Annotated in this window: 21 protein-coding genes and 1 tRNA gene; 12 read left to right on the top strand and 10 right to left on the bottom strand. The window is 67.9% G+C overall.

Annotated features, from left to right (window positions below; translation table 11 throughout):
- Positions 1-224: 224 nt before the first annotated feature.
- From ACSC1Y_RS05065 to ACSC1Y_RS05055, 3 genes are read right to left on the bottom strand one after another with little or no spacing between them, the layout of a single operon-like run.
- Positions 225-1028, bottom strand: coding sequence for a phosphatase PAP2 family protein (locus tag ACSC1Y_RS05065; protein WP_435333599.1), 804 nt, complete (start codon positions 1026-1028; stop codon positions 225-227).
- Positions 1029-1086: 58 nt separating this feature from the next.
- Positions 1087-2922 (bottom strand): ABC transporter substrate-binding protein, encoded by a 1836-nt coding sequence (locus ACSC1Y_RS05060; protein ID WP_435333598.1) that lies wholly within the window; start codon positions 2920-2922, stop codon positions 1087-1089.
- A 4-nt stretch (positions 2923-2926) separates the two neighbouring features.
- The gene (locus ACSC1Y_RS05055; protein WP_435333597.1) at positions 2927-4282 is read right to left on the bottom strand and encodes a hypothetical protein; all 1356 of its coding nucleotides are present in this window, start codon (positions 4280-4282) and stop codon (positions 2927-2929) included.
- 161 nt (positions 4283-4443) lie between these two features.
- Here ACSC1Y_RS05055 and ACSC1Y_RS05050 point away from each other — a divergent pair, with 161 nt between their 5' ends.
- Together ACSC1Y_RS05050 and ACSC1Y_RS05045 are read left to right on the top strand one after the other, a co-directional pair.
- A complete protein-coding gene (locus ACSC1Y_RS05050; protein ID WP_435333596.1) occupies positions 4444-5874 on the top strand; it encodes an aryl-sulfate sulfotransferase in 1431 nt (476 codons plus the stop codon).
- 82 nt (positions 5875-5956) lie between these two features.
- Positions 5957-7612 carry an ArnT family glycosyltransferase gene (locus ACSC1Y_RS05045; RefSeq protein WP_435333595.1) on the top strand — a complete coding sequence of 552 codons (1656 nt, stop codon included), beginning with the start codon at positions 5957-5959 and terminating at the stop codon, positions 7610-7612.
- 34 nt (positions 7613-7646) lie between these two features.
- Here the strand turns inward: ACSC1Y_RS05045 and ACSC1Y_RS05040 are convergent, their stop codons facing one another.
- The 4 genes from ACSC1Y_RS05040 to ACSC1Y_RS05025 all read right to left on the bottom strand — a co-directional run bounded on the left by ACSC1Y_RS05040 (position 7647) and on the right by ACSC1Y_RS05025 (position 10074).
- Complete coding sequence (locus tag ACSC1Y_RS05040; RefSeq protein WP_435333594.1) at positions 7647-7949, bottom strand: amphi-Trp domain-containing protein; 303 nt, start codon at positions 7947-7949, stop codon at positions 7647-7649.
- A gap of 61 nt (positions 7950-8010) precedes the next feature.
- Positions 8011-8325 (bottom strand): amphi-Trp domain-containing protein, encoded by a 315-nt coding sequence (locus ACSC1Y_RS05035; protein ID WP_435333593.1) that lies wholly within the window; start codon positions 8323-8325, stop codon positions 8011-8013.
- A gap of 154 nt (positions 8326-8479) precedes the next feature.
- A complete protein-coding gene (locus tag ACSC1Y_RS05030) occupies positions 8480-9148 on the bottom strand; it encodes a DUF7504 family protein (RefSeq protein ID WP_435333592.1) in 669 nt (222 codons plus the stop codon).
- A gap of 107 nt (positions 9149-9255) precedes the next feature.
- On the bottom strand, positions 9256-10074 hold the full coding sequence (locus tag ACSC1Y_RS05025; protein WP_435334643.1) for a protein phosphatase 2C domain-containing protein: 819 nt from the start codon (positions 10072-10074) through the stop codon (positions 9256-9258).
- 164 nt (positions 10075-10238) lie between these two features.
- Here ACSC1Y_RS05025 and ACSC1Y_RS05020 point away from each other — a divergent pair, with 164 nt between their 5' ends.
- From ACSC1Y_RS05020 to ACSC1Y_RS05000, 5 genes are all read left to right on the top strand, one after another.
- Positions 10239-11255, top strand: a complete 1017-nt coding sequence (locus tag ACSC1Y_RS05020) for a Cdc6/Cdc18 family protein (protein WP_435333591.1) — start codon at positions 10239-10241, stop codon at positions 11253-11255.
- Between the two features lie 75 nt (positions 11256-11330).
- On the top strand, positions 11331-12191 hold the full coding sequence (locus tag ACSC1Y_RS05015) for a hypothetical protein (protein WP_435333590.1): 861 nt from the start codon (positions 11331-11333) through the stop codon (positions 12189-12191).
- Between the two features lie 1518 nt (positions 12192-13709).
- Positions 13710-14390, top strand: a complete 681-nt coding sequence (locus tag ACSC1Y_RS05010) for a P-loop NTPase family protein (protein WP_435333589.1) — start codon at positions 13710-13712, stop codon at positions 14388-14390.
- Between the two features lies 1 nt (position 14391).
- Positions 14392-14763: a DUF8156 family protein gene (locus tag ACSC1Y_RS05005; protein ID WP_435333588.1), complete on the top strand. Its 372-nt coding sequence runs from the start codon at positions 14392-14394 to the stop codon at positions 14761-14763.
- A complete protein-coding gene (locus ACSC1Y_RS05000; protein WP_435333587.1) occupies positions 14763-16877 on the top strand; it encodes a type B DNA-directed DNA polymerase in 2115 nt (704 codons plus the stop codon). Before ACSC1Y_RS05005 ends, ACSC1Y_RS05000 begins: the two co-directional genes overlap by 1 nt.
- A gap of 45 nt (positions 16878-16922) precedes the next feature.
- On the opposite strand, the gene ACSC1Y_RS04995 is transcribed toward ACSC1Y_RS05000, so the two are convergent.
- The gene (locus tag ACSC1Y_RS04995) at positions 16923-17123 is read right to left on the bottom strand and encodes a DUF8144 family membrane protein (protein WP_435333586.1); all 201 of its coding nucleotides are present in this window, start codon (positions 17121-17123) and stop codon (positions 16923-16925) included.
- Between the two features lie 107 nt (positions 17124-17230).
- Here ACSC1Y_RS04995 and ACSC1Y_RS04990 point away from each other — a divergent pair, with 107 nt between their 5' ends.
- The 4 genes from ACSC1Y_RS04990 to ACSC1Y_RS04975 all read left to right on the top strand — a co-directional run bounded on the left by ACSC1Y_RS04990 (position 17231) and on the right by ACSC1Y_RS04975 (position 19636).
- Positions 17231-17530, top strand: coding sequence for a hypothetical protein (locus tag ACSC1Y_RS04990; protein ID WP_435333585.1), 300 nt, complete (start codon positions 17231-17233; stop codon positions 17528-17530).
- Positions 17531-17577: 47 nt separating this feature from the next.
- The gene (locus ACSC1Y_RS04985; RefSeq protein ID WP_435333584.1) at positions 17578-18012 is read left to right on the top strand and encodes an NUDIX hydrolase; all 435 of its coding nucleotides are present in this window, start codon (positions 17578-17580) and stop codon (positions 18010-18012) included.
- A 72-nt stretch (positions 18013-18084) separates the two neighbouring features.
- Positions 18085-18155, top strand: a tRNA-Gly gene (locus ACSC1Y_RS04980).
- Between the two features lie 290 nt (positions 18156-18445).
- Positions 18446-19636 (top strand): PQQ-binding-like beta-propeller repeat protein, encoded by a 1191-nt coding sequence (locus ACSC1Y_RS04975; protein WP_435333583.1) that lies wholly within the window; start codon positions 18446-18448, stop codon positions 19634-19636.
- 9 nt (positions 19637-19645) lie between these two features.
- Here the strand turns inward: ACSC1Y_RS04975 and ACSC1Y_RS04970 are convergent, their stop codons facing one another.
- The gene (locus ACSC1Y_RS04970; protein WP_435333582.1) at positions 19646-20473 is read right to left on the bottom strand and encodes a hypothetical protein; all 828 of its coding nucleotides are present in this window, start codon (positions 20471-20473) and stop codon (positions 19646-19648) included.
- Positions 20474-20550: 77 nt separating this feature from the next.
- Complete coding sequence (locus tag ACSC1Y_RS04965) at positions 20551-20898, bottom strand: response regulator (RefSeq protein WP_435333581.1); 348 nt, start codon at positions 20896-20898, stop codon at positions 20551-20553.
- 550 nt (positions 20899-21448) lie between these two features.
- Here ACSC1Y_RS04965 and ACSC1Y_RS04960 point away from each other — a divergent pair.
- On the top strand, positions 21449-21856 hold the full coding sequence (locus ACSC1Y_RS04960; protein ID WP_435333580.1) for a hypothetical protein: 408 nt from the start codon (positions 21449-21451) through the stop codon (positions 21854-21856).
- Positions 21857-21877: the final 21 nt, after the last annotated feature.

Below are 21877 nucleotides of genomic sequence, written 5' to 3'. Positions count from 1 at the left end.
GCGCTTTCGAGCGTGCCTCGCGCCAGCGAGGCCGCGAGTCGACGTCGTGCGAGGGGCGAGTCGAGCGAGTGAAGCGAGTGAGACGAGTCGGGTGGGGAAGGTAAGGATGCGTTGCGGGGGCGGTTCTCGTCGCAATCGTGATTCGCTGTCTGGACCGTGATTACTTCCGTTTCGCCGAAACGGACCAGAACCGGCTCTGTAACGCTGTAGAATATTCCTGCACCCTAGCGCCGCTCCTCTTCCCAGTCGACGCCCCGCTTCGCCAGCCAGACACTCCCGACGCCCAGGACGATGCCCGCAACCACGTCCGTCCCCCAGTGGATGCCGAGGTACATCGTCGCCAGGCAGACGCTCACCGCGAGCCAGAGGGCCACGGGCGTCCACCGGGGGTAGGCGTCGTGATTGCGGAACGCCAGCGTCGCCGCCGTCACCGACATCGAGGAATGCAGCGACGGGAACACGTTCGAGTTCGAGTTAACCTCGCCCGTCAGCAGCTGCGTGTCCGGGTAGGTCGAGTACAGCAGCGGCTCGACCGCGTCGGGGAGCAGGTTGCGCGGCCCGTAGGAGATGAACAGGACGTAGAACACCAGCCCGATGGAGTAGTTCAGCGTGTACGAGAGCACCGTCTCCTTCAGCGGGCGGACGTCCCGGTGGGCCAGGTACAGCACGAACGGGAACGTCAGCAGGAAGACGTAGCCCGGCAGGTAGATGAACGAGAAGTACTGCGTCAGCCACGGCGTCTGGACGGACTGGACCGTGGCGACGAGGTGGCCCTCGATGGCGAACAGCTCGTCCGTGATGTTCCAGCCGAGGACCCACGACAGGTCCGGGCCGGCCTCGCGGGCGACCCGGTTTATCAGCATGACGACGACGAGGACGGCGAGGTACGGCTTCAGCGCTATCAGTTTCCCGCGGATCCCGTGTCGGACCCTGGCCAGCGCTGCCCGGTCGAGCACCACGATTCCAGCGAGGAGGTACAGCACGAGCGTTCCGAGCAGGACGCTCCCGGTGACGGCGACCAGGCTCATCGGCGCACCTCCTGCTGGCTGGTCTGCGGACGACGGTCTGGCGCGTCTTCGTGTCCTCTCATCGTGAGACGAGCTTCCCTCCGTTGGAGTAGCGGTAGCCGGCGTCGATGAACGCCTGTCTCGCACCGTCGACGTCCAGTTCGCCGTCCTCGCCGGCGAACGGGAAGGTGGGGTCGGTGCCGGACCACTGGAGCGAGTTCGGGACCCACTCGTCCATCGGGAGCGGGCTGATGCTCGGCTGGGCGAAGTCGGCCATGAACTCGTCGACGATGTACGACCGGTCGACGAGCCGTGCGACCGCCTGTCGGAAGCGGCTGTTGCTGAGCGGTGCCTGCCGGACGTTGAACCCGACGTGGTACGGTCGAGTCGCATCCGTGACGCGCAGGCTCACGTCGCGGGCCTCGCCGACGGACTCCAGCGCCGCCGGCGAAAGCGAACTGGCGTTCGCATCGGCGTCGCCACGGAGGACGAGCTTCCGCGCGACCGCGGTCGACGGGACGACCTGGAAGCGGAGCCGGTCGAAGTCGAACCCGTCGACCGGCTCCGGGAGGCCGGTCGGCCCCTCGCGGTGGAGGAAGTGGTCGTCGTTCCGGCCGAGCGTCAGGGAGTTCCGCGCCGCTCGCGAGTCGAACTGGAGCGGGCCGCTCCCGACCGGGTTCATGTTCTCGCGGACGAGCGCCTCCGTCACCGGCCCGTTCTGGACGCCCGGGACGTTCGCCTGCTCGCTGGTCGACTCCCAGACGTGCTTCGGCAGGACCGGGACGGTGAGCGACCGCCACGCGACCGGCCGACTGCTCGGTACGAACGAGAGCTGGACGGTGTCGTCGTCGAAGTCGGTGACCGACTGGACGAGACTCGTCCGGCCCCGGAACGCTGGGGCGGGTAACGGGCTCTCCATCTTGCCCAGCGAGGTGTCCTGCAGGAACTCGTAGGTGAACGCCACGTCCTCGGCCGTGACGGGTTCGCCATCGTGCCACGTACAGCCGTCGCGGAGCGTGACGGTCACCGTCTGTGAGCCCGACGCGTCGTTCTGCTCCCACTCGACCGACTTCGCCAACCACGGCTGCATCTCGCCGCCGACCGACCGGGCGAGGGAGTCGTACAACAGCCCGGTGATGGTCCAGTCGTCGCGGTACTCCGTCGCCAGCGGGTTGAGGTTCTCGGTCGGCCGGGGGTCGTCGAGCGTCATCGTGAGCGTCCGGGGCTGCCGCTCGGTCGTCGTCCGTTCGGTTCCTCCCTCGGCTGCGTCACCGACGGCGTCGACGCTCGTGTAGCCGACGGTGGAGTGGAAGGACGCCTCGCCGTCGTAGGCGACCCTGTCGTTGCGCACCGCGCGGACCTGGTTCGGGAACGCGATGGTGACGAACGGCAGGGTCTGGGCGAGCCGCTCCTGGAGCGTCGAGAGGACGTCGGCCCGCCGGGCTCCGCTCCGGCGGCGCTGGCGTTCCAGCAGCTCGTCGACGGTCAGGTCGGCGTAACCGAACGGGTTCTGCCATCCCGGCTCGACGACGAACTTCGAGTGGAGCAGCGACCAGAGGTCGTCTGGCTCGGTCATCGGCGGGAGCCGCCAGACGTAGAGGTCGAACGAGTGCTTGAACAGGACGTCGATGAGCAGGTTCTCCCGGCGCATCAGCTCGACGCTGGCGTCGACACCGACCTTCCCGAGCTGTTTGGCGAGGTAACGCGCGGTCCGGGTCGCGGCGGGGTCGTCGTCGGCGGGAACGGTCTTGATGGTGAGCGACACCTGCGCCGGGTCGGAGCGGTTGAGGATGGCGTGCGCCTGTTTGGCACAGCCCGCGCTGGCGGCGCTGCCGGTGGCCGCGAGTCCGGCGAGCACCTGTCGTCTGCTTACCGGCGATTCTGTCGTGGGAGGGGAGGTGAGCGGGGTCTGCATCGGTTCAGAGGAGGCTTAACAGTGGCCACACCACGGCGGCGGCCCAGCAGACCGCGCCTGCGGCGAGCAGTTCGTTCTCGCGCCACCGGCGTTCCAGCCGGACGCTGCCGGCGGCGGCGACGATACCGAGGGTGAGTGCGAGTACCAGCCGCTGGACGAGTATCTCGCGCGGGACGAACGCGATGCCGATATACGTGTAGTCGGCGACGATACCGGTCCCGAACCCCAGGACGGCGATGAGGGCGCTCTCGGCGAAGCCGAGATCGGCGGCGAAGCGGTACGCGCATAGGGGTAATCCAAGTACGAGAAGCGGATAGAAAACGCCGGCGATATGTTTCGGGTTCGTAATGATTCCCGTCTCCTCGATGGCCACCGCTCCAGCGCGGACGACCAGGGGAAGTGCAGCCAGCGACGCGAACAGCAGGATGTGGTTGCGAGTAACGCTCCAGTCGGCCCGCAACCGTTCGAGCGCGTCTGAGGCTTCCTTCTGGAGGTCCCCGACGTTGCTGGCTGCGAGCCCGACGACTGCGACCGTCCCGGTCACGACACCGAACGAGCCGAGCGGGACGGCCTCGCCGCTCCCGGCTTCGCGTGGGTCGACCGAGCTGGGCCCGGTCGAACCGTCATCGGCGACACCGGCCGGGGGCGTCCGTTCCTGCCAGATGTTGACCACGGTGACCCAGCCGTCGGCGTCGAGGATTCCGCCGTTGCCGTACCGTTCGCGGGTGACCTTCTGTACCTGGCGGGCACCGTAGAACTGGCGTTCGACGAAGACCTGGCCGGCCGAGGTGCTTCCGACGGTGTGGCGCAGTCGGAACCAGTCCCAGTGCTCCCGGTGGGCCTGTATCGCGGTCACGGTCCCTCCCTTCGCGGGGACGCGGTACAACCGGACGTGCTGGCGGGTACCGAGGTAGGTCCCGACGTGAAGCTGGCTGTACTCGTCGGCCCACTGACCGCTGCCGTCGTCGAGGTTGCGGACGTAGGTGTAGCGGGTCGCCCCGTGCGTGGGTCGCCACGGGACCTCACCGAGTGAGGGGAGCGCGTCGTCGGACTGCTCGTCGACGTCCGACCCCGACAGTTCGCGGGTCAACATCGCGCGCACGAGGTCGGGATCTTCGCGGACGACCACGTTGACCGGCAGCGTCAGCGACTCGAACCGCTGTGCCCGGCTCGTGTAGGGCCACAGCGCGGTCGTCCCGCCGTCGTGGACCGTCTTGAGGGAGACGTCGTCAGGGGACTTCCTGCTCTCGGGGGATGCACCGTCTCGCGGGCCACTTTCCAGTCCGAACAGTACCACGCTCGACAACAGGACGAGGAGGAGGAGGAGCTGACCACGCGAGACGCGGGACACCCGTGTCATCTACCGTAGGACTCGGCCCTGGCCGGTTAATTATGTAGGGGGTAAGTGTTAGGGGGTGCCGCTCAGACATCCACCAATGAGTCCCCCACGTTGCGACCGTTTCGTCTCTCCCACCGTTATCGCCTCCATAGTAAACCTCTCCAGTACCGTCTGACCGACGAATGGTGTCGAGACGAGCATACCGCCTCGCGTTCGGAGCAGTGCTCCTGCTCTCGGTCGTGACGGTGGCATTCGGACTGGTGACAGCCGAACAGCCGACTGACCTCTCCAGTGCCGACGCGAACATCACCCCGGCCGAGCCGCGCGACAACATCACCGTCGTCGCGACCGACTCGAACACCTGGCTCGGCTCCGCGAGCGACGGTCCTCGCGCTCGCGCCGAGCTCGTGGCGTTCGCTCCCAACGGGAGCGTCATGTACTACAACGACTCGCACACGCGCTACTGGGACGTCGACCCCGTCGAGGGCGAGGACACGACGGTCGAGTACCTCTACGCCGACCACCTCTCGCCCGAGGAGTGTAACGCCGAGACCGTCTGTACGCGGAACGGAATCGAGCGCGTCAACCTGACGACCGGCGAGGTCACCGACGTCTACTCGCGCGTGACCCCCGGCAAGCACTCGACCCGCTGGCACGACGGCGACCGAATCTCCGAGACGGAGTACGCCATCGCCGACATCGCGAAGGACCGCGTCTTCGTCGTCAACACCTCTACCGAGCTGGTCGAGTGGTCGTGGGACGCCCAGACCGACTACCCGCTCTCCGGCGGGGGGCCGTACCCCGAGGACTGGACCCACGTCAACGACGTGGAGGTCCTCGAGAACGGGACGCTGATGGCCAGCCTGCGTAACCAGGACCAGGTCGTCTTCCTCGACCGCGAAACCGGCCTCGTCGAGAACATGACCCTCGGCGAGGACGGCGACCACGACACGATCTACGAACAGCACAACCCGGACTACATCCCGGCGAAGAACGGCGGCCCGGCCGTCATCGTCGCCGACTCCGAGAACAACCGCGTCATCGAGTACCAGCGCGGGGAGGACGGCAACTGGAGCGAGTCCTGGCGCTACACCGACCCGCGTCTCCAGTGGCCGCGCGACGGCGACCGCCTGCCCAACGGCCACACGCTCATCACCGACTCGAACGGCAACCGCGTCTTCGAGGTCGACCAGAACGGCAACGTCGTCTGGAGCGTCGACATCGCGTTCCCGTACGAGGCGGAGCGCCTCGGAACCGGTGACGAGAGCACCGGCGGCCAGAGCATGCAGTCGCTCGATGGCGAGTCCCGAACCGAGGACGACGAGTCCGGGAACGTCTCCGCCGGTGCCGGGAACGTCGCCGGAGGACAGGCCGACACCGCCGGCACCGGCGGCGACGGCATCTTCGCTGGCATCTGGAGCACCGTCAAGGACGTCATGCCGTCGACCCTGTTCCAGGCGCTCATGTACGTGAAACCGCTCTGGATGGGGCCGGCAGAGATGCTGGCGAGCCTCCTCGCCATCGTAACCGTCCTCGTCTGGGTACCCCTCGAGCTGTACTGGGCACCGTACCGTCTCTCCCTGCACAACCCCATCGAACTACGCCGCAACTGACCGCCTCGATACGCTCCCGACCCGCACCACCCCTCGAACCCACACCCCCTCGAACCCACACCGTCTCCGACCCCCGACACGCATGGCACACCGCTCTCCCGAGACCACGTCGACCACGAACCGCATCGGAACCAGAGTCGCGACCGTCTCCCTCGACGAGCGGGTCTGGCTCGCACTGCCGCTGCTGGCCGGGCTGTTCGTCTACGCCAGCTACCTCGTCACACACCCCTACCCGGCCTTCGGCGCGGGACTGTACATCGAGATCGCGGACACCATCAGCGCTCACGGCTACAGCCTGCCGGCGATGGTTCCGGGGTACACCGAGGGAGGCGTCCCGCTGGCCTATCCGCCGCTGATGTTCTACGTCACGGCGGTCGTCCGGGACCTCACCGGAGTCGACGCGTTGCTCTACTCGCGGATACTGCCGGGGCTCGTCGTCATCGCGACGCTCGTCCCGTACTTCTACGTCGCGCGCGAGTTCCTGCTGACCGCCCGCCGTGCCGCCTTCGCGACGCTCGTCGTCGCGGTCGCCCCGCCGGTGCTCCAGTGGCACCTCTCCGCGGGCGGCATCAACCGTGCCCCAGCGTTCCTCTTCGTCGTCACGGGCGTCTACGCCGGTATCCGCCTGTTCAAGTACGACGACCTCCGGTGGCTCGGCCCCGCGCTCGGGCTGTTCTCGCTCACCATCCTCACGCACCCGCTCTACGCGGTCTGCTTCGGGATGAACTACCTGCTGCTGTACGCCTTCTTCGACCGGACGAAGCTCGGGCTGCTCCACGGCGCCATCGTCGCCGTCGGGGGCGTAGTCGTCACCGCCCCGTGGTGGCTGACCGTCGCGAGTACGCACGGCTTCGACGTGTTCTTCGGCGCCGCCGGGACCCACTCCGGACTCGGTGGCGGGACGGGTCGGCTCTACGACGAGTTCGTCCAGCCGCTGACCGACCTGGACGCGGTCACGCCGTTCTTCGTCGCCGCCTTCGCCGGCGCCATCTACGCGCTCCGGGAGCGACGGTACTTCCTGCCGGTCTGGCTCGTCCTGTCGGCGTACGTCCTCGGTAAGACCCGCTTCCAGTTCCTCGCGGGCGGGATGCTCGTCGCACTGCTCGTCTTCGACCTCGCCCCGAAGCTCGCCGAACGGCTCGACGAGCAGGTCCTGCCGGGCTGGCGGGCGACGCTCTCGCTCGTCCTCGTCTCGCTCGTCGCGCTCTCGGCGGTCGGTCTCGGATCGGCCTACGCGGCCGGCGCGACGGATTCGCACCACGGCGACCCGTCCCAGCCCGCCTTCGTCGACGGCCACGACGTGCAGGCGATGGACTGGGCGGCCGCCAACACCGAACCCGGCGCGAACTTCGTGGTGCTGGGCGACGCTGCCGAGTGGTTCCCGCTCTACACCGACCGGACCATCCTCGTCGGCCCGTGGGGCGTCGAGTGGACCACGCCCGCGCAGTACGAGGAGCAGCTGACCCGGTACCGGTCCATCTCGACCTGTGCCGACGCCCGCTGTATCACGGAGTACCTCGAGACCGGCGACTACCACCCAGACTACGTCTACGTCCCGAAGGGTCACTTCACGGTCCGCGGGATGTCCTACGAACAGTCGGCCGAGATGCGCCCGTCGCTCGTCCAGAGCGAGCGCTACCACGTCGTCTACGAGAACGAGGAGGTCATCGTCGTCTCGGTCGACGAGAGCGGCGATGGCGCCCGTGGCGACGGCGGTGATGGCTGGGTCCGCCGGTAAGCAGCACCACCTGCCCTTCGCACCGACTCTGCACTCAGTCCTTCTCCACCGTCCGCTTCGGCGCTGGCTCCGGAAACCCCGCCTCCTGCTCGGTCGTCGCCGGGACCGCCCACTCGAGTTCGAAGACGAGCCGGTGGGTCGCGGCGGCGCTCCCGGGCTCCCAGTCGGCGTTCCCGGTTATCGAGAACTGGATGTCGCCGGTCGGGTCGGCGCCGGCGCGATCTCCGTCGAGTTCGAGCGCGACCGGCCCCGTTCGCTCCAGTCTATCGGCGAGATCCCTGAAGAAGTCGGAGACGTTCATCCGGCTCAGCTCCGCGTGCATCGCTATCTCCCCCATGCAGAAGATGTCGTCTCTGAATCAGATAAATGGTCATGTCAGCTCCACGTTCGGCAGACCGTCACTGCCGGGGCGACTCGTCGGATCGCAGGGACGGCTGTGGCGTGCCGGTCGACACGCTGATTCCCTGTTCGTCTGCCGGCTGGACCCACTCAAGGTCGAAGCCAACGCGGCGATACGTCCGACCCGAGCTGGGGCACCAGTCCGACTCGGTCTCCAGCCGAACGATCAGCGTGTCGGCGGGATCGAAGGTGACGGTCTCGCCGCCGAGGACGAGGCGGACCGCACCGTCTCGCTCGAACTGGTCGGCGAGAACCCGCAGGCACGCCGAGATGTCGGCCCGGGTCTTCTGTTCCTCGGTCTCGATTTCAACCACGTAATCACCTAGTCCTCATTGCAATATAAGCCAACGCGTGTCTCAACTCGCCGAGTCGATGAGTGCGCGCTTCCGGAAACGGGCCTTCAGTGTCCGTGTTCGGACGGCGACGGGTCGTCGAGTCCGGACGGCAACGGGTCGTCGGGCTCGTCCATCACCCGCCGTCGGCTTCGACCGTGAGCCAGCCGGCGGGCGCGCCGTCGATACCGACGCAGCGGATCTGTCGCCCTCCGCCACGTCGACGGACGAGCACCAGCCCGTCGAAGAGGTGTTTGAGTCGCTCGAAGTCCGTGCCCTCGGTCATGTTCGTGTAGACGGGGAACAGAGACACACCATCGTGGGAACTCGCGAGGAGCAGGAGCTGGTGTGCGTAACGGGTCACGGTCCCGGAGTCGGCGGAGACGAGCAGCGTCGAGAGCGAGTCGAACATGAGGTGTCGCGCCGAGACGCCTCGACTCCAGAGCGTCTCCATGCAGTCGTGGACCGCCATGTTCGCCCCGGTCAGGTCGGTGGGTGACGGGACGCTCCACCGGAGATCGTCCGGCGTCGCCCGGCCCACGTCGTGTGTGGGCGTACAGTCGACGATGCCGGTTCGCTCGCGGTCGAGCGCGGGAACCTGGCCGACGAGTCGGTCGGCCATCGTCTCGGCGGCGTCGCGGTTCGTCACGACGACCGCCCCGTCGCCGGCGTCGGCTGCCAGTCCGAGCAGTCGCTCGGGTATCGTGCGAACCGTTTCCGGACTCGGCCCGGCGACCAGCAGGTCACGGTTGCGCGCGAGTAACCCTTCGGACAGGACGTCGCTGAGTCGGTACGTTCGTGACACGGTCGACCGGTCTGTTCGTAGAGAGCCGCGTTCTCTCACTTAGCCGTATCGACCGTCGTCGACCGCCCGTAGGCCAGGATAGCCCGGGACGAATCCGCGGGATGTGGTCAGATGGGGTCGAAGCGGACCGCAGCGATGGCGGCGTCGTCGTGACGCTTGAATCGGGGGTACCGCTCACAGGCGAGGTCGTCGCGCTCGACCTGCCGAAGCCGGTACAGTGCGGCGGCCGGTCCACGGTCGAGGATGAACGCGGACGCCTCGGCCCACGTCTTGAACACGCGGTAGGGTTCGACCAGCGGCTCGGCCCCGTCGGTGAGCAGGGTCACGTCGCTGAGGGCGGTCCGTTCGCCTGTCCGAGCGTGGTCGACCGCGTCCGGGTCGAAGCTCAGCGTCCAGTAGCCGTCGAGGGTGTTCTTCGACCGCCGCATCGCCCGGAGCCGGGGCTGGATGGCGTCGAACGCCTCGTCGTGGGTCAGCCCCTCCTCGTCCTGCAGTCGGGACAGTTCCATGAGCGCGGCCTCGTCGAGGTGACGCGGCCCGCCGCCGAACTCCATGTCGAGGTCACGTCCGCGGCGGAAGATGGCGCTCGCATCGCCCAGAACGGCGTACTGCACCTTGTCGGGCGTCCAGCGCGCGATTGCGATGGCCGCCGAGGGCTCGCTCGCCGGGTCGACCTCCTCGCCGTCGACGAGCGAGTCGAACTCGTCCGCGACGTGGGAGACGCAGTCCCGTAGAATCTCGGTGAGCGGTGCGTCGTCGGTGACGTGCTGTCGAAGATAGCTGTCGACCTGTCGAACGTACCAGGTCGCGTCGGTCGCTCCCGGGGTGTGGGAGTCGTCCGTGAGACCGGTCGCGCCGTCGAGCACCCAGGCGGCGTCGTTCGTCACCGTGGCGACGTCTTCGTTCACACCAACACCCGCATCCATGTGTGCGGTTCCGGAAGCGAATCGCATTCGTCCCAATCGGTGGGGTCCAGGGGTCAAGTAAGTGATGGGATGCGCGGCTCGTACCAGTGCCACGCTCGAGGCCGTCACTGCAATGCTGTCCTCGCCGTTCGACTTACATGCTTCCGCACAGAACGGAGGGGACGATGATAACGGACCCGCGGGTGCTGCGCGACGAGTGGGTTCCCGGCGAGGTCCGCCACCGGAACGCCGAGCTCAACCAGCTATCGACGGCGCTGCGGCCGGTCGGCGACGACGACCGGCCGGGCAGTGCCTTCCTCCACGGGCCACCCGGGACGGGCAAGACCTGCTGTGCCCAGTACATCGTCGGGCAGTTCTGCCGCGAGGTTCGCGACGTTGCCCACCAGTACGTCAACTGCTGGACCGACTCGACCCGCTTCGCTGTCCTCGAACGGGTCATCGAGAACGTCGCCGACACGACCGACCTCCACCGGCAGTCGACGCCCGTCGACGAACTCGTCCGCCGCCTGCGCGACCACGGTGAGCCCTACGTGGTCGTCCTCGACGAGGTCGACGTCCTCCGGGATACCGCGGTCCTCTACGACCTGTACCAGGTTCCTGGGGTCTCGCTCGTCCTCATCGCCAACCAGGAGGAGCAGTTCCTCGCCAGTCTCGACCCGCGGCTCCAGAGCCGCTTTCGAACCTGCACCTCCATCCGGATGACGCCCTACGCGACCGACCAGCTGGTCGCCATTCTTGCCGACCGGGTCCGTCTCGGTTTCGAACCGGACACCGTCGCTCGCGAGCACCTCGAACGCATCGCGGACGCGGCCGCCGGCGACGCGCGTCTCGCCATCGGCATCCTCCGCGCCGCCGCCCAGAGCGCCCACGAGGCGGGCGCGACGGCGGTACGGCCGGGAGACGTCACCGCCGCCATCCCCGAGGCCGAGCAGGACGTCCGTCGGCGGACCCTCTCGAAGCTCTCGGCGCACCAGCGCGTACTGTACGAGATCGTCCGGGACGCCGGCGAGGTCTCCGGCACGGACCTCCACGAGACCTACGAGGAGCGGGTCGACGACCCGCACGTCCGCCGGACCCGGCGGAAGCACCTCAACAAGCTCTGCGAGTACGGGCTTCTGGAGAAGACAGGCGAGGGACGGGCGCGGACGTACCGGCTGGTCGAGCCCGAAGCGGAGCCGTGAACCAGCCGACGGTCGCCCGAACGCTCACCTGCCACAGGCGCAACCTTTGTCGTTCAGCGGTGACACGCTAGCCGTATGGAATCTGCAGGCGACGACGACCGGTGGCGCTGCGCCAGCTGTGGCCACGTCCACGAGTCGTACAATCCACCCTGCTTGCGCTGTGCCGGCGAGCGGCTCGTCCGGGTCGGGAGCGACGCCGACGAGGGGGTTGCCGGGACCGGGGAGACCACCGGTTCCGACGGTGCATCCCGGGGAACAGACGGGAACGTGACCGCCGCGGGCGGCGGGCGGGACGACTGGGAGTGGGCCGAGTCCGGCGGCGGTCGGGCGGAGGAATCGCCACGGGTCGGGTCCACCGACTCGGAGACCGACTGGGGCGACCCGGACTCGGTCTCCATCGGAGCGGACCGGACCGATGCGGAACCGACCGGCTGGGACCGCGACCCGTCGGTCCAGTACCTCTGTAAATCCTGCGGGGAGCGCTATCCGACGGAACAGCGCGACTGCCGGAACTGCGGGTCGTCAGACCTCGCGGCCATCCGCGAGCTGTCCGAGGAACCGCCCGAGGACGGCTGGACGGACCCCGACGCTGGCGTTTCGAGCCCGTCGAAGAGCCTGTTCGACCGGTTCTCGACGGTCGTCGCGTACCTGTTCGGCATCGTCGCGCTGTTCTCGGGGCTCGGCGTGCTCCTCATCGCGCTGTTCGAGGGGCTCAGCGGGGGCACGGTCGTGGCCATCGTCGGAACGTTCGTCGCCGGTGTCCTCGCCACGTCGGCCGGGCTCGTCTCGCTTCCGGCGACCCGTCGGCCGCTGTTCCGTCGGCTCGGCGTCGAGCTCTCGCGGGGGAAGCTCGTCGCGCTCATCCTGCTGCTCTGGGTCGGCGGGAACGTGACCCTCATGGTGGCCGGTGTCGCACCGACGACGCCCCCGGTGTGAGGCGCCAGCCGGTAGGGAGACGACGGCGTACGTGACTCACCAGGGAGAAATCACCTTTCGACAGGAAACCCGGTGGTTGCCGGGTTACCTCGAATTCGCCGCGAGCACTTTCGTTCACGTTACCTCTGGGTCAGTGAGGGGGGAGTAACCCCGCTCGAGAGATATGAAGGGAGCACAAGATGTGACGAGGAGAGACCTCGTCCGAGCGATCGGTGCTGGGGCGATCTGCCTTGGACTCGGCAGCGGCGTCGCCGGGGCAGCGCCCGCTGGGGGGTACGTTTCGAGCCAGTTCGACGACGGCCGCCGCCGTGGGGACGGTCCCCGAATGGGTCGATTCGGCTGCCGGTTCGACCGACGGCGAAACGCGTTCCTGTGTCGCCGACCACCGCGTGGCCTCATCGCACAGGGCTACCGGTGCCGATACAACCGCCGCATGGGACTGTACGTCTGCCGTCGACGGGGGCCCGATGACGACGGTGGACCCGGCCCGCGTGGCTGCCGCCGGCACCCGCGCATCCGGGGGGCGTTCATCTGTCGCCGCCGGCCGCGTGGCCTCATCGCACAGGGTTACCGGTGCCGGTACAGCCGTCGCTACCAGGCGTTCGTCTGTATGCGTCGGCGTCCCGACGATGGTCCCGGGAGACGGAACTGCCGGTGGAGCCCGCGTATGAACGCGTATCTGTGCCGCCGCCGGCCGCGTGGCCTCGTCGCACAGGGCTACCGGTGCCGGTACAACCGCCGCATGGGGCTGTACGTCTGCCGGCGCAGAATCATCGGCCCACGTAGGCCCCAGTTCCCGTTCCGGGACCGACAGAACGACTGATTCGTCCCGCCGGGACTGCCTGGCGTGACCAGCGGGGGCACGGTGAGCCCCCATCGACGTCGTCCGGACCGCGTTCCGGACCCGTTCGGTTCCGAGCTTCGGCTCCGGTTCCGAATCTCGTCCGTTTGGTGACTGGTGAGTTCGCCCGCGACAGGGAATGCTTTTCTCGGTGAGACGGGGTGTGAGCGCCCTCTCTCGAGAGTTCCGCGACTGGAGCGAGTCACCGGACTAACCCCCGCCGGGCGGGGGAACCTCTCGGTAGCCGGGTTACCGCGACTTCGCGGCGACGTCTTCTCGGTCGGTTCCCTCCTGCTCAGAGAGGAGGGGGTACCCTTCTCGACGCCGAAGGCCGTGTGAACACGGGCGCGACGGAGAGACCCTCGTCGACGGACTCGACAACCGATACCGACCACGGTCTTGGATGTAGTCCGTTTCCGACGGGTGAACAGCGGTTTCGGTCCGCGAGGCTGTCGGTACGACCGCCGGGGACGGGCGAACGTCCGCCTTATCGCGCCGATTCGGGCGCTGGTGGCGGCACGGACGATCCGCCCGGGCACTTCCGGAACGCATTCCGGAACGGGCCGATTCCGGGTCGTCGAGCGCTCACGGATCCGTTATCGGGGGACTGAGTTACTTCCGGAACTTCCGGAACGCCCACTCTGTAACTTTTATGATATGTGTTCGTTCTTCTCCATATGGACATACAGCCGACGCTCGACGCGGGGGTGACCCTGCTCGACCCGCCAGCACCGCGCTCGACCGCGCTGCACCGACTCGTCCTCCAGACGATGACCCGCGAGCCCGGGCCGACCTACTGGGTCGACGCCCGGAACACGGCCGTCACGCGCGTCCTCGCGGACCTGGCGGCGGGCGGGACCGATCACGGCCGGCCCGACCGCGGGAGCCGCGTCCTCGACCGCGTGCAGATCGCCCGGGCGTTCACCGCCTACCAGCACCACGAACTCGTCCGCGAACTGGTCCGCCTGGTCGACGGCCGTACCAGCGTCGTGGTCTGTCCCAACCTCGGCGCGCTCTACCGGGACGACGACGTACCCGCCGGCGAGGCGGAGACGATGCTCGACGCCGCGGTCGCCCTGCTCTCCGACCTCGCTCGCGCCCGTGAGGTCCCGGTGCTCGTGACGGCGCAGGGAGACGCCGCCGACCGGGTCGCCGCCGTCGCCGACCGGGAGCTCGAGTGCACCCGGACGCGGGCCGGGTTCCGATTCGAGGGCGAGGACTTCCGGACCGACGTCTACCCGGTCGACGGCGGCTGGCAGACGACCATCCCGTACTGGGTCGAACTGTTCGGTTCCGTCGAGGAGCGGTCGGTGGCGCTGGACCCGACCGCTGCTGCCGAACTGCTGGGGGTAGCCTGAGATGGGCCGGACGAATCCGACCTACCGCGACCACCTGCGCCGGTTCCGTGAACGGTACGGCTCGTTCCGCCGGGCGCTCCGCCGGGAGTACCAGGCGGACTTCGACCGGCTGTTCGAGCGAGCCGACGCGCACGCCCACGCCGCGGGCTACCAGAACGCGACCGACCCCGAGACGGCGGCACTGGTCTCGATGCTGCTCGCGCACGAGGTCGAGCTGCGGGAGTTGCGGGAACGGCTCGCTGCCCTCGATTCGTCTGGAGATTCCGCCGCCGACGCGGGTGACCACCCCTCCGACGCAGGAGACCACCCCTCCGACGCGGGAGACCCCACCGCCGACGCGGGAGAGGCCGCCCGCGACGGAGGAGCCGACTGATGTTCGCCGTCGACTTCCTCGACGGGCAGGTCGTCGAGTGGCACCGGACCGGCTCGGGCGTCGAGGCGGTCGAGGTGACGGACTACCACCCGACCATCTACGTGGCCGGCCCGAGCGAGGCCCGCGCCGAACTCAGACAGGCGCTCGCCGCGGACCCGAAGGTCGTCGAGGTGCTGACGGTCGCCGACCGCTGGAAGCTCGACCTGCACGCCGACGAGCCGACGCCGGTCCTCCGGGTCGACTGCGCCCGGGTGAGCGAAGTTCGAACGCTCGCGCGGGAGATACGGCATCACCACGAGCGCGGCTCGTACCCGCCGGGGACGTTCCGCCTGTTCAACGTCGACCTCGCGCCCGGCTTCCGCTACTGCATCGAGACCCAGACCGCACCGGTTCCCGACCACGACCTGCGGACGCTCGCGCTCGGAATCGACGAGCACTCGCTGGCCCACGGCGACGTCTCGGCGCTTCAGGTCGAGGGCGAGCCCGCGGGGGAGACCGACACCGCCGCGCTTCGGACCCTCGCGCGGCGGCTCGACCGGGTCGACCCCGACGTGTTGCTGGCGAGCCACGGCGACCTCGTTCCACTCTTGTACGAGGCCGCGACCGATTGCGGGGTCGACCTCGAACTCGGCCGGCGGCCGGGCTGGACGCGGCTCGCGGGCGAGAACACCTACGCGAGCTACGGCCGGGCCGGCCACTCCCCGGCCCGGTACGACGTTCCCGGGCGGGCGCTGGTCGTCACGGGCGACAGCTTCCTCTGGAACGCCGCGGGCTTCGCCGGCATCGAGTACATGGTCGAGAAATCGTGGCGGCCGCTCCAGGAGGCGGCCTGGGCCAGCATCGGGACGGTCCTGACGGCGATGCAGACGCGGGAGGCCTACAGCCGCGGCGTCCTCGTCCCCTGGAACAAGTGGGAGCCGGAGACGTTCAAGGACGCCCGGACGCTGCAGGCGGCCGACCGCGGCGGCGTCACCCTCTCGCCGGAGGTCGGCCTGCACGAGGACGTCCACGAACTCGACTTCGCCTCGCTCTACCCGAACGTCATCTGCCAGCACAACGTCAGCCCCGAGACGGTCGGCTGCGACTGCCACGCCGACCGCGAGGACGTGCCGGTGCTCGGCTACAGCATCTGCGACGACCCCGGCTTCCTCCCGGACGTGCTCCAGCCGCTGCTCGACGACCGGGCCGAGATAAAACGACAGCTCCGCGAAGCAGACGAGGACGACGGAACTGCCACCCTCGAATCGGTCTCCGCGGCCATCAAGTGGGTGCTCGTCTCGTGCTTCGGCTATCAGGGCTACCGGAACGCCAAGTTCGGCCGCATCGAGTGCCACGAGACGATTAACGCCATCGCCCGCGAGGTGCTGCTCGACGCGAAGGCCGTCCTCGAAGACGGCGGCTGGCACCTCGCCCACGGTATCGTCGACTCGCTCTGGGTCACCGCCCGCGACGACTGCGAGCAGGAACCGCTCGACGAACTCGCCGCCGAGATATCCGAGCAGGCGGACATCCGACTGGAACACGAAGCCGCCTACGAGTGGGTCTGTTTCGTTCCTCGACGTGGGACGCGGGCCGGGGCGCTGATGAAGTACTTCGGGAAGAAGGCCGACAGCGGGTTCAAGCTCCGCGGTATCGAGGCCCGGCAGCGCTCGACGCCGGAGTGGATCTGCGACCTCCAGCGGGACCTGCTCGGCGTGCTCGACGAGCATCGCGAACCCGCCCCCGTGGTCGACCGACTCCGCCGCCATCTCGGCGACCTCCACGCCGGTCGGGTCGACCCCGCCGAACTGGTCATCACGAAACGGGCGGGCAAGCGGCTCGCCGACTACGGGCAGGAGACCCACACCGTCGCGGCCCTCCAGCGCTACGACCGGCACGGCGTCGACCGGAACCCGGGACAGGCCGTCCACTACGTCGTAATCGCGGACGAAGCTCGGAACGCAGAACGGGTCAGGCTCGACTTCGAGGAGCTCGACGACTACGACGCGGACTACTACGCCGAACTCGCGCTCCGGGCGACCGAGAGCCTCGTCTCCCCGCTGGGCTGGGACCGCGACGACATCCGGCGGTACCTGCAACAGCGACGGGATGCGGCGCTGTCGGCGTTCCTGTGATGGGGAGGACCCGCGTCGACGCGCCGTTTCCCGGCCGTGAGGATGTTATCGACGACCGTACAGCAGGTACGATAGCAGGAGGAACGTGACGACCGCGCCGGCGACGAACCCGAGCGTCCCGCCGTAGGGGGGTTCGAACGACCGCGTGAGCATCGCGACCACCGTGCCGACGAAGGCCGCACTGACGACGAGCAGGAAGCCGGTCTGCCACCGTTCGAGGAAGTCGACGACGGTCTTCTGAGACATGTATCAAATAGTCGGTGGGAAGCGCAGAAAAACCTTCGCTGGAGCCGACCCGGACCTCTCAGAACCCCTGCGTATCCGGTATGTGCGATTACCCCCTAGATACGGCGATGAACGTACGAATCAAGACGGGCATGCGGACGTTCGCCCGGGACCTGCTGATAATCTTCGTCGTCGTCCTGTTCCTCTCGGTCGCGTTCGCGGGCATGAACCTGTTCAGCTACATCGCCGTCGGCGGGGCGACGCTCATCCGGAACACGATGTGGCCCGAGGTGGGTTCGGGGACGACGTTCTACCTGCTCGCTGGCGGCGTCCTGTTCCTGCAGGCGCTGGTCATCGCACTCGTGGTCCAGTGGGTTCGACGGACGCTCGACCGCCTGCTCAGTCGGCCGCGGTCCCCGACCCGGTAGCCACGCTGCCCGGTAGACTATTCCCTACCTGTCCGAAACCACCATCAATGAGCTGGCGGGAGATACGGCCGATCGCGGTGGGCATCGTACGGCGGGAGGGTGACGAGATACTGGTACAGCGGTACGACGGCGACGACGAGACGTTCTTCCGGCCGCTGGGCGGTGGGCTGGAGTTCGGTGAACGCGCCGACGAGGCGCTGATGCGGGAGTTCCGCGAGGAGCTGGACGAGGACGTCCTCCCCGGTGAACGCCTCGCCGTGCTGGAGAACGTCTTCGAGTTCGAGGGGGAAGCGGGCCACGAGGTCGTCTTCGTCTTCGAGGCGCACTTCGCGAACAGCGACGTCTACGAGCGTGAGGAACTGGCCGGCGTCGAGGACGACGGGACCGGCGCGTTCACGGCCCAGTGGGAGCCGGTTTCGCGATTTACCGACGGTGATGCCGTCCTCTATCCCGGCGGCCTCCCCGAACTGCTGCGCGAGTGAGCCCCAGTCACGGCCGATGCATATCGTAGGGTATTAATCGGAGCGGGCCATCGGTTCAGGTGTAGTCGAAACGCGCTGGTAGTGTAGTGGTATCACGTGACCTTGCCATGGTCACAACCTGGGTTCAAATCCCAGCCAGCGCATTTTTCGAGGACCAACGACGAGGAGCGGAGCGACGAGTCCGGTCCTCGAAAAATTGAAACGCAGGGATTTGAACGCTCGAGCGAACGGAGTGAGCGAGAGAAGTTCAAATCCCAGCCAGCCGTCGTTTCTTCCCCCATCGACGATTCCCGCAGCCAGCCGTCGTTTCTTCCCCCATCGACGATTCCCGCAGCCAGCCGTCGTTTCTTCCCCCATCGACGATTCCCGCAGCCAGCACGCTGCAACCATCCTCACCAGAAGACACATCGTACGACCGACCAAAATCTGCAGTATGCCTTCCAGACGACACTTTCTCGCGTCGGCCGGTCTCTCCGGCCTGACTGCGGTCTCGGGCTGTCTCGACGGGTCGTCGACGGCCCAGCTACGGTACCCCGGTTCGGAACAGCCGCAGACGCGGTGGTGGCCGCAGGTGGGGTTCGACCAGCTCGGGACGAACTTCAACCCGATGGTGGCGGGGCCTCGTGCCGGCGTACAGGAACGGTGGGCGGTCGAGATCGGCCCGTTCGGCCGGCCACCGGTCGTCGCCGAACACCTCGTCTTCGTGCCGACAGGTGACGGTATTCGCGCCATCGATGTGAGGTCGGGCGAGGACCAGTGGACGTGGGACGGGGGGTCCGAGTCGGTGCATCCAGCGTCGCTCGCCTGGCACGACGGACTCCTGTACGTCGCCAGAGGGTCCGGCGACGGCGTCGTGGCACTCGAAACGGACACGGGCGACGGGGTCTGGTCGTTCTCCGCCGACGAGAACAGCTGCTACGACCTGGTCGTCGAGCCCGACGACGACGAGCCGGTCGTGTTCACGGGAGACGACCGCGGAACCGTGTACGCCCTCGATGGAACCACGGGAGAGGTGCGGTGGCGACAGGAGCTGTTCGGCGTCGTGACGCAGGTGGTCACCTCGTTCGGGACCCTGTACGTCGGCACCGAGGGCGGCGAGGTGTACGCGCTGGGCCCGGCGGACGGAGCCGGACGCTGGCGTCGGAAGCTCCCCGGCTGGGTGAGGGCACTCTCGGCCGACCCGAGCGGCGTCTACGCCAGCGTGTTCGGCGGGCCGACCGCCAGACTGCAATCGAACCGCGCCGGTGCGACCGACTGGTCGAGCGACGTCTGGTCCACCGGGGGACTCGTCAACGCCGGCAACCGGATCTTCACCGCGGGTGGTACGCTGACGGCGGTCGGTCACTCCGACGGCGAAGAACGGTGGTCCGGCCCGGAAACGGCCGATTGTGCCCCCATCGCTGCGGGAGACACGGTCTACGCGGCGACCGAGGACGGTATCGTGGCTTACGACGGGAGCGTGAGTGACGACTCGCTGCCGGTCGTCGGTCAGGACCCGAAGCGGTGGGTGCAGCCGGTCGAGGGAACCGCGGTCGGGCTCGCGGCCGCCGACGGCGCCCTGTTCGTCGTGACGGACAACCAGGGTGACGGCGAGTCGGTGGCGTACGCGTTCGAAGAGGCCTGAGCTACGTGCTCAGTCGGCCCCAGAGCCGGTCAGTACGAGGCCCGACCCGGGGAGCAGGACGCCGGCCACGAGGCCGACGGCGTGGGCGACGAGGTTCGTGACGGACCCGGTACGCACGGGGTCGGCCGGGAACAGCTGGTAGACGACGAACAGGAGCGCCATCGTCACGTACGCGAGGACGACGACCGTGGTGGAATCCGCCCGGAGTCCAGCGAGGGGCGCGGATTCCTCGGCGAGCAGCCCCCCGAGCGAGAGGACGACGCCGACCCCCACGATGCCGAGCTGCCACGGCTCGACCACGTCGGTCAGGGCGACGAGCAACACCCCACCGACCGTGAGGACCAGCGTCTGGCCGAACCAGTACGCGCGCCGGAGGCCGTACTCGTCGGCGACGAAGGTGACGACGGCGGCCAGCCCGCCCCCGGCGAACGCGGCCACGACGCCGGAGAATCCCCGCGAGACGGTCGTCTCGACGATGCCGAGCGAGTCGAAGTAGGCGTAGCTGCCGAGGTTCACGACCGGTGGGACGAAGACGACGGCGACGGCCACCGACGCCCAGAACGCCCGCGTTCGTCCCCAGTGGAAGTAGAGCAGGTAGGTGGGGACGACGGCGAGGGTGTAGCCGACGAGGTTCGAGTAGAGGTGTGCGTCGCTCGCGTGGACGAACGCGGAGGCCCAGAGCGAGACGACCGAGGGGTCGCCGTACCTGAGCGCGAAGCCGTCCCGGGCGGCCGGAGCCGAGACGTGAAGCACGAAGAGGAAGGCGGGGAGCGCGAGGAGGGCGACGAGGTCCGACAGGGTGCCTCGAGTTCGTGGACCGCGGGGTACTGTCGGCACGGCTGACTCGACGGTTGGAGCGTGATGCGCAAAAGAGTACGGACAGGATCGACTGCAACCACCACTCGCGTCGCGGCTCAGGTCGCGTGTCGCTGGATGGTGTCAACCAGGTCGTCCTGGTAGAGTGGTTTGACGAGGTAGTCGTCGACGTCGGTCTCGTTCAGGTGGTCGTTCGGCGGGTGGGCGCTGATGGCGATGACCCGGCCCTCGAACGGCGTCTCCTCGAGTTGCTTGACGACCTCGTCGCCGGAGAGGACGGGCATGCGCCGGTCCACCAGTAGCACGTCGACGTTCTCGTCGAGCGCTTCGAGTGCTTCTCTCCCGTCAGCGGTCGGGATGATCGTCGAGCCGGTCTCGCGTAACCAGATCTCGAGCGTGACGCGGAGATCTTCGTCGTCGTCGGCGATAACGACGGTCGGACTCATCGGGAGCCTCCGTCGTGAGGACATCGGTGAATCGGATGGTGAATCATGTATGGCGAGTGGTGCGAATGAGGACTGTTCGGACGCTCGCCGACAACGACGAGTGTCCCGGTATGCCTCGAACCTGTGGGTCACTCGGCAGAACAGATGGGGTACCGTAGAATCTTGCTGTCGCCTAACAGAAGAGGTGTGTCTGGACGCCGGTGCCGGACCGACATGACAGAATCGAATGACGGGGCCTGATTCCGTCCGTCAGTCCGGGACGCGCCGGAATAGACGGGTTCCGTGACCATCGCGGTTCGGAGCCGTCGCTAATCGTCTGACGCTTGCTCTAATATATTAGAGTCGGGGGCCCGAACGCACTTACAGATTAGAACCAATCGTTAATGCAATTCCCCCCATAGGAGTAATCGGCAATCACGTATCGTACCGCTGTTGCCACCCCCATACTCCCCCCAACCCCCCTTCCTACGGACCCAATCGCCCAGCTGTGCGGCTGGCGCGCTCTCCGCCGACACAACACTCATCAGTCGCAGGTGACTACGCCGCGACGATGACCGGACCGTACACGCCCGAGACCGTCCCCATCTGTCGGACGGGCGCAGAACACGAGGAAGCGTACGAACAGGCGATGCGAGAGGACGCTCCTCACTTCGTCGTCGACGAGGAAGAGGCGGGCTACTCACTGGCGTACGACCTGCATCCCACCGGGCATCGGCTGACGGAGGCGGTCGCCGACGAACTCGGCGAACTCGCGACCGAGGCAGTGGAGGCGATAGTCGACGACGACGCGAACGAGACGACCGAGATCCGCCACACGCTGGGCGCCAGCATGGGAAGCGTGTACTACTTCAGCGACGAACGGACGGCGCGTGAGTTCGCGGCGCGGATCTCCACGGTCGTCCTCGACGAGGCGAACTGGGAGCCCGACCCCGGCGACTCGACGCCGTTCGGCGGCTGACGACTCGTCGGAGGCGTCGAC

The sequence above is a fragment of the Haloarchaeobius lipolyticus genome (genome assembly GCF_051208015.1).
In the GTDB taxonomy this organism is placed as follows: Archaea; Halobacteriota; Halobacteria; order Halobacteriales; family Natrialbaceae; genus Haloarchaeobius.
This window is presented reverse-complemented; position numbering and strand designations above follow the sequence as displayed.

Coding starts and splice junctions, on each gene's coding strand:
- ACSC1Y_RS05025 (WP_435334643.1), bottom strand. CDS start 10,074: ATGGATGCGGGTGTTGGTGTGAACGAAGACGTCGCCACGGTGACGAAC.
- ACSC1Y_RS04990 (WP_435333585.1), top strand. CDS start 17,231: ATGAACGTACGAATCAAGACGGGCATGCGGACGTTCGCCCGGGACCTG.
- ACSC1Y_RS05055 (WP_435333597.1), bottom strand. CDS start 4,282: ATGACACGGGTGTCCCGCGTCTCGCGTGGTCAGCTCCTCCTCCTCCTC.
- ACSC1Y_RS04960 (WP_435333580.1), top strand. CDS start 21,449: ATGACCGGACCGTACACGCCCGAGACCGTCCCCATCTGTCGGACGGGC.
- ACSC1Y_RS04995 (WP_435333586.1), bottom strand. CDS start 17,123: ATGTCTCAGAAGACCGTCGTCGACTTCCTCGAACGGTGGCAGACCGGC.
- ACSC1Y_RS04965 (WP_435333581.1), bottom strand. CDS start 20,898: ATGAGTCCGACCGTCGTTATCGCCGACGACGACGAAGATCTCCGCGTC.
- ACSC1Y_RS05050 (WP_435333596.1), top strand. CDS start 4,444: ATGGTGTCGAGACGAGCATACCGCCTCGCGTTCGGAGCAGTGCTCCTG.
- ACSC1Y_RS05010 (WP_435333589.1), top strand. CDS start 13,710: ATGGACATACAGCCGACGCTCGACGCGGGGGTGACCCTGCTCGACCCG.
- ACSC1Y_RS04985 (WP_435333584.1), top strand. CDS start 17,578: ATGAGCTGGCGGGAGATACGGCCGATCGCGGTGGGCATCGTACGGCGG.
- ACSC1Y_RS05000 (WP_435333587.1), top strand. CDS start 14,763: ATGTTCGCCGTCGACTTCCTCGACGGGCAGGTCGTCGAGTGGCACCGG.
- ACSC1Y_RS04975 (WP_435333583.1), top strand. CDS start 18,446: ATGCCTTCCAGACGACACTTTCTCGCGTCGGCCGGTCTCTCCGGCCTG.
- ACSC1Y_RS05015 (WP_435333590.1), top strand. CDS start 11,331: ATGGAATCTGCAGGCGACGACGACCGGTGGCGCTGCGCCAGCTGTGGC.
- ACSC1Y_RS05045 (WP_435333595.1), top strand. CDS start 5,957: ATGGCACACCGCTCTCCCGAGACCACGTCGACCACGAACCGCATCGGA.
- ACSC1Y_RS05060 (WP_435333598.1), bottom strand. CDS start 2,922: ATGCAGACCCCGCTCACCTCCCCTCCCACGACAGAATCGCCGGTAAGC.
- ACSC1Y_RS05020 (WP_435333591.1), top strand. CDS start 10,239: ATGATAACGGACCCGCGGGTGCTGCGCGACGAGTGGGTTCCCGGCGAG.
- ACSC1Y_RS05065 (WP_435333599.1), bottom strand. CDS start 1,028: ATGAGCCTGGTCGCCGTCACCGGGAGCGTCCTGCTCGGAACGCTCGTG.
- ACSC1Y_RS05005 (WP_435333588.1), top strand. CDS start 14,392: ATGGGCCGGACGAATCCGACCTACCGCGACCACCTGCGCCGGTTCCGT.
- ACSC1Y_RS05040 (WP_435333594.1), bottom strand. CDS start 7,949: ATGGGGGAGATAGCGATGCACGCGGAGCTGAGCCGGATGAACGTCTCC.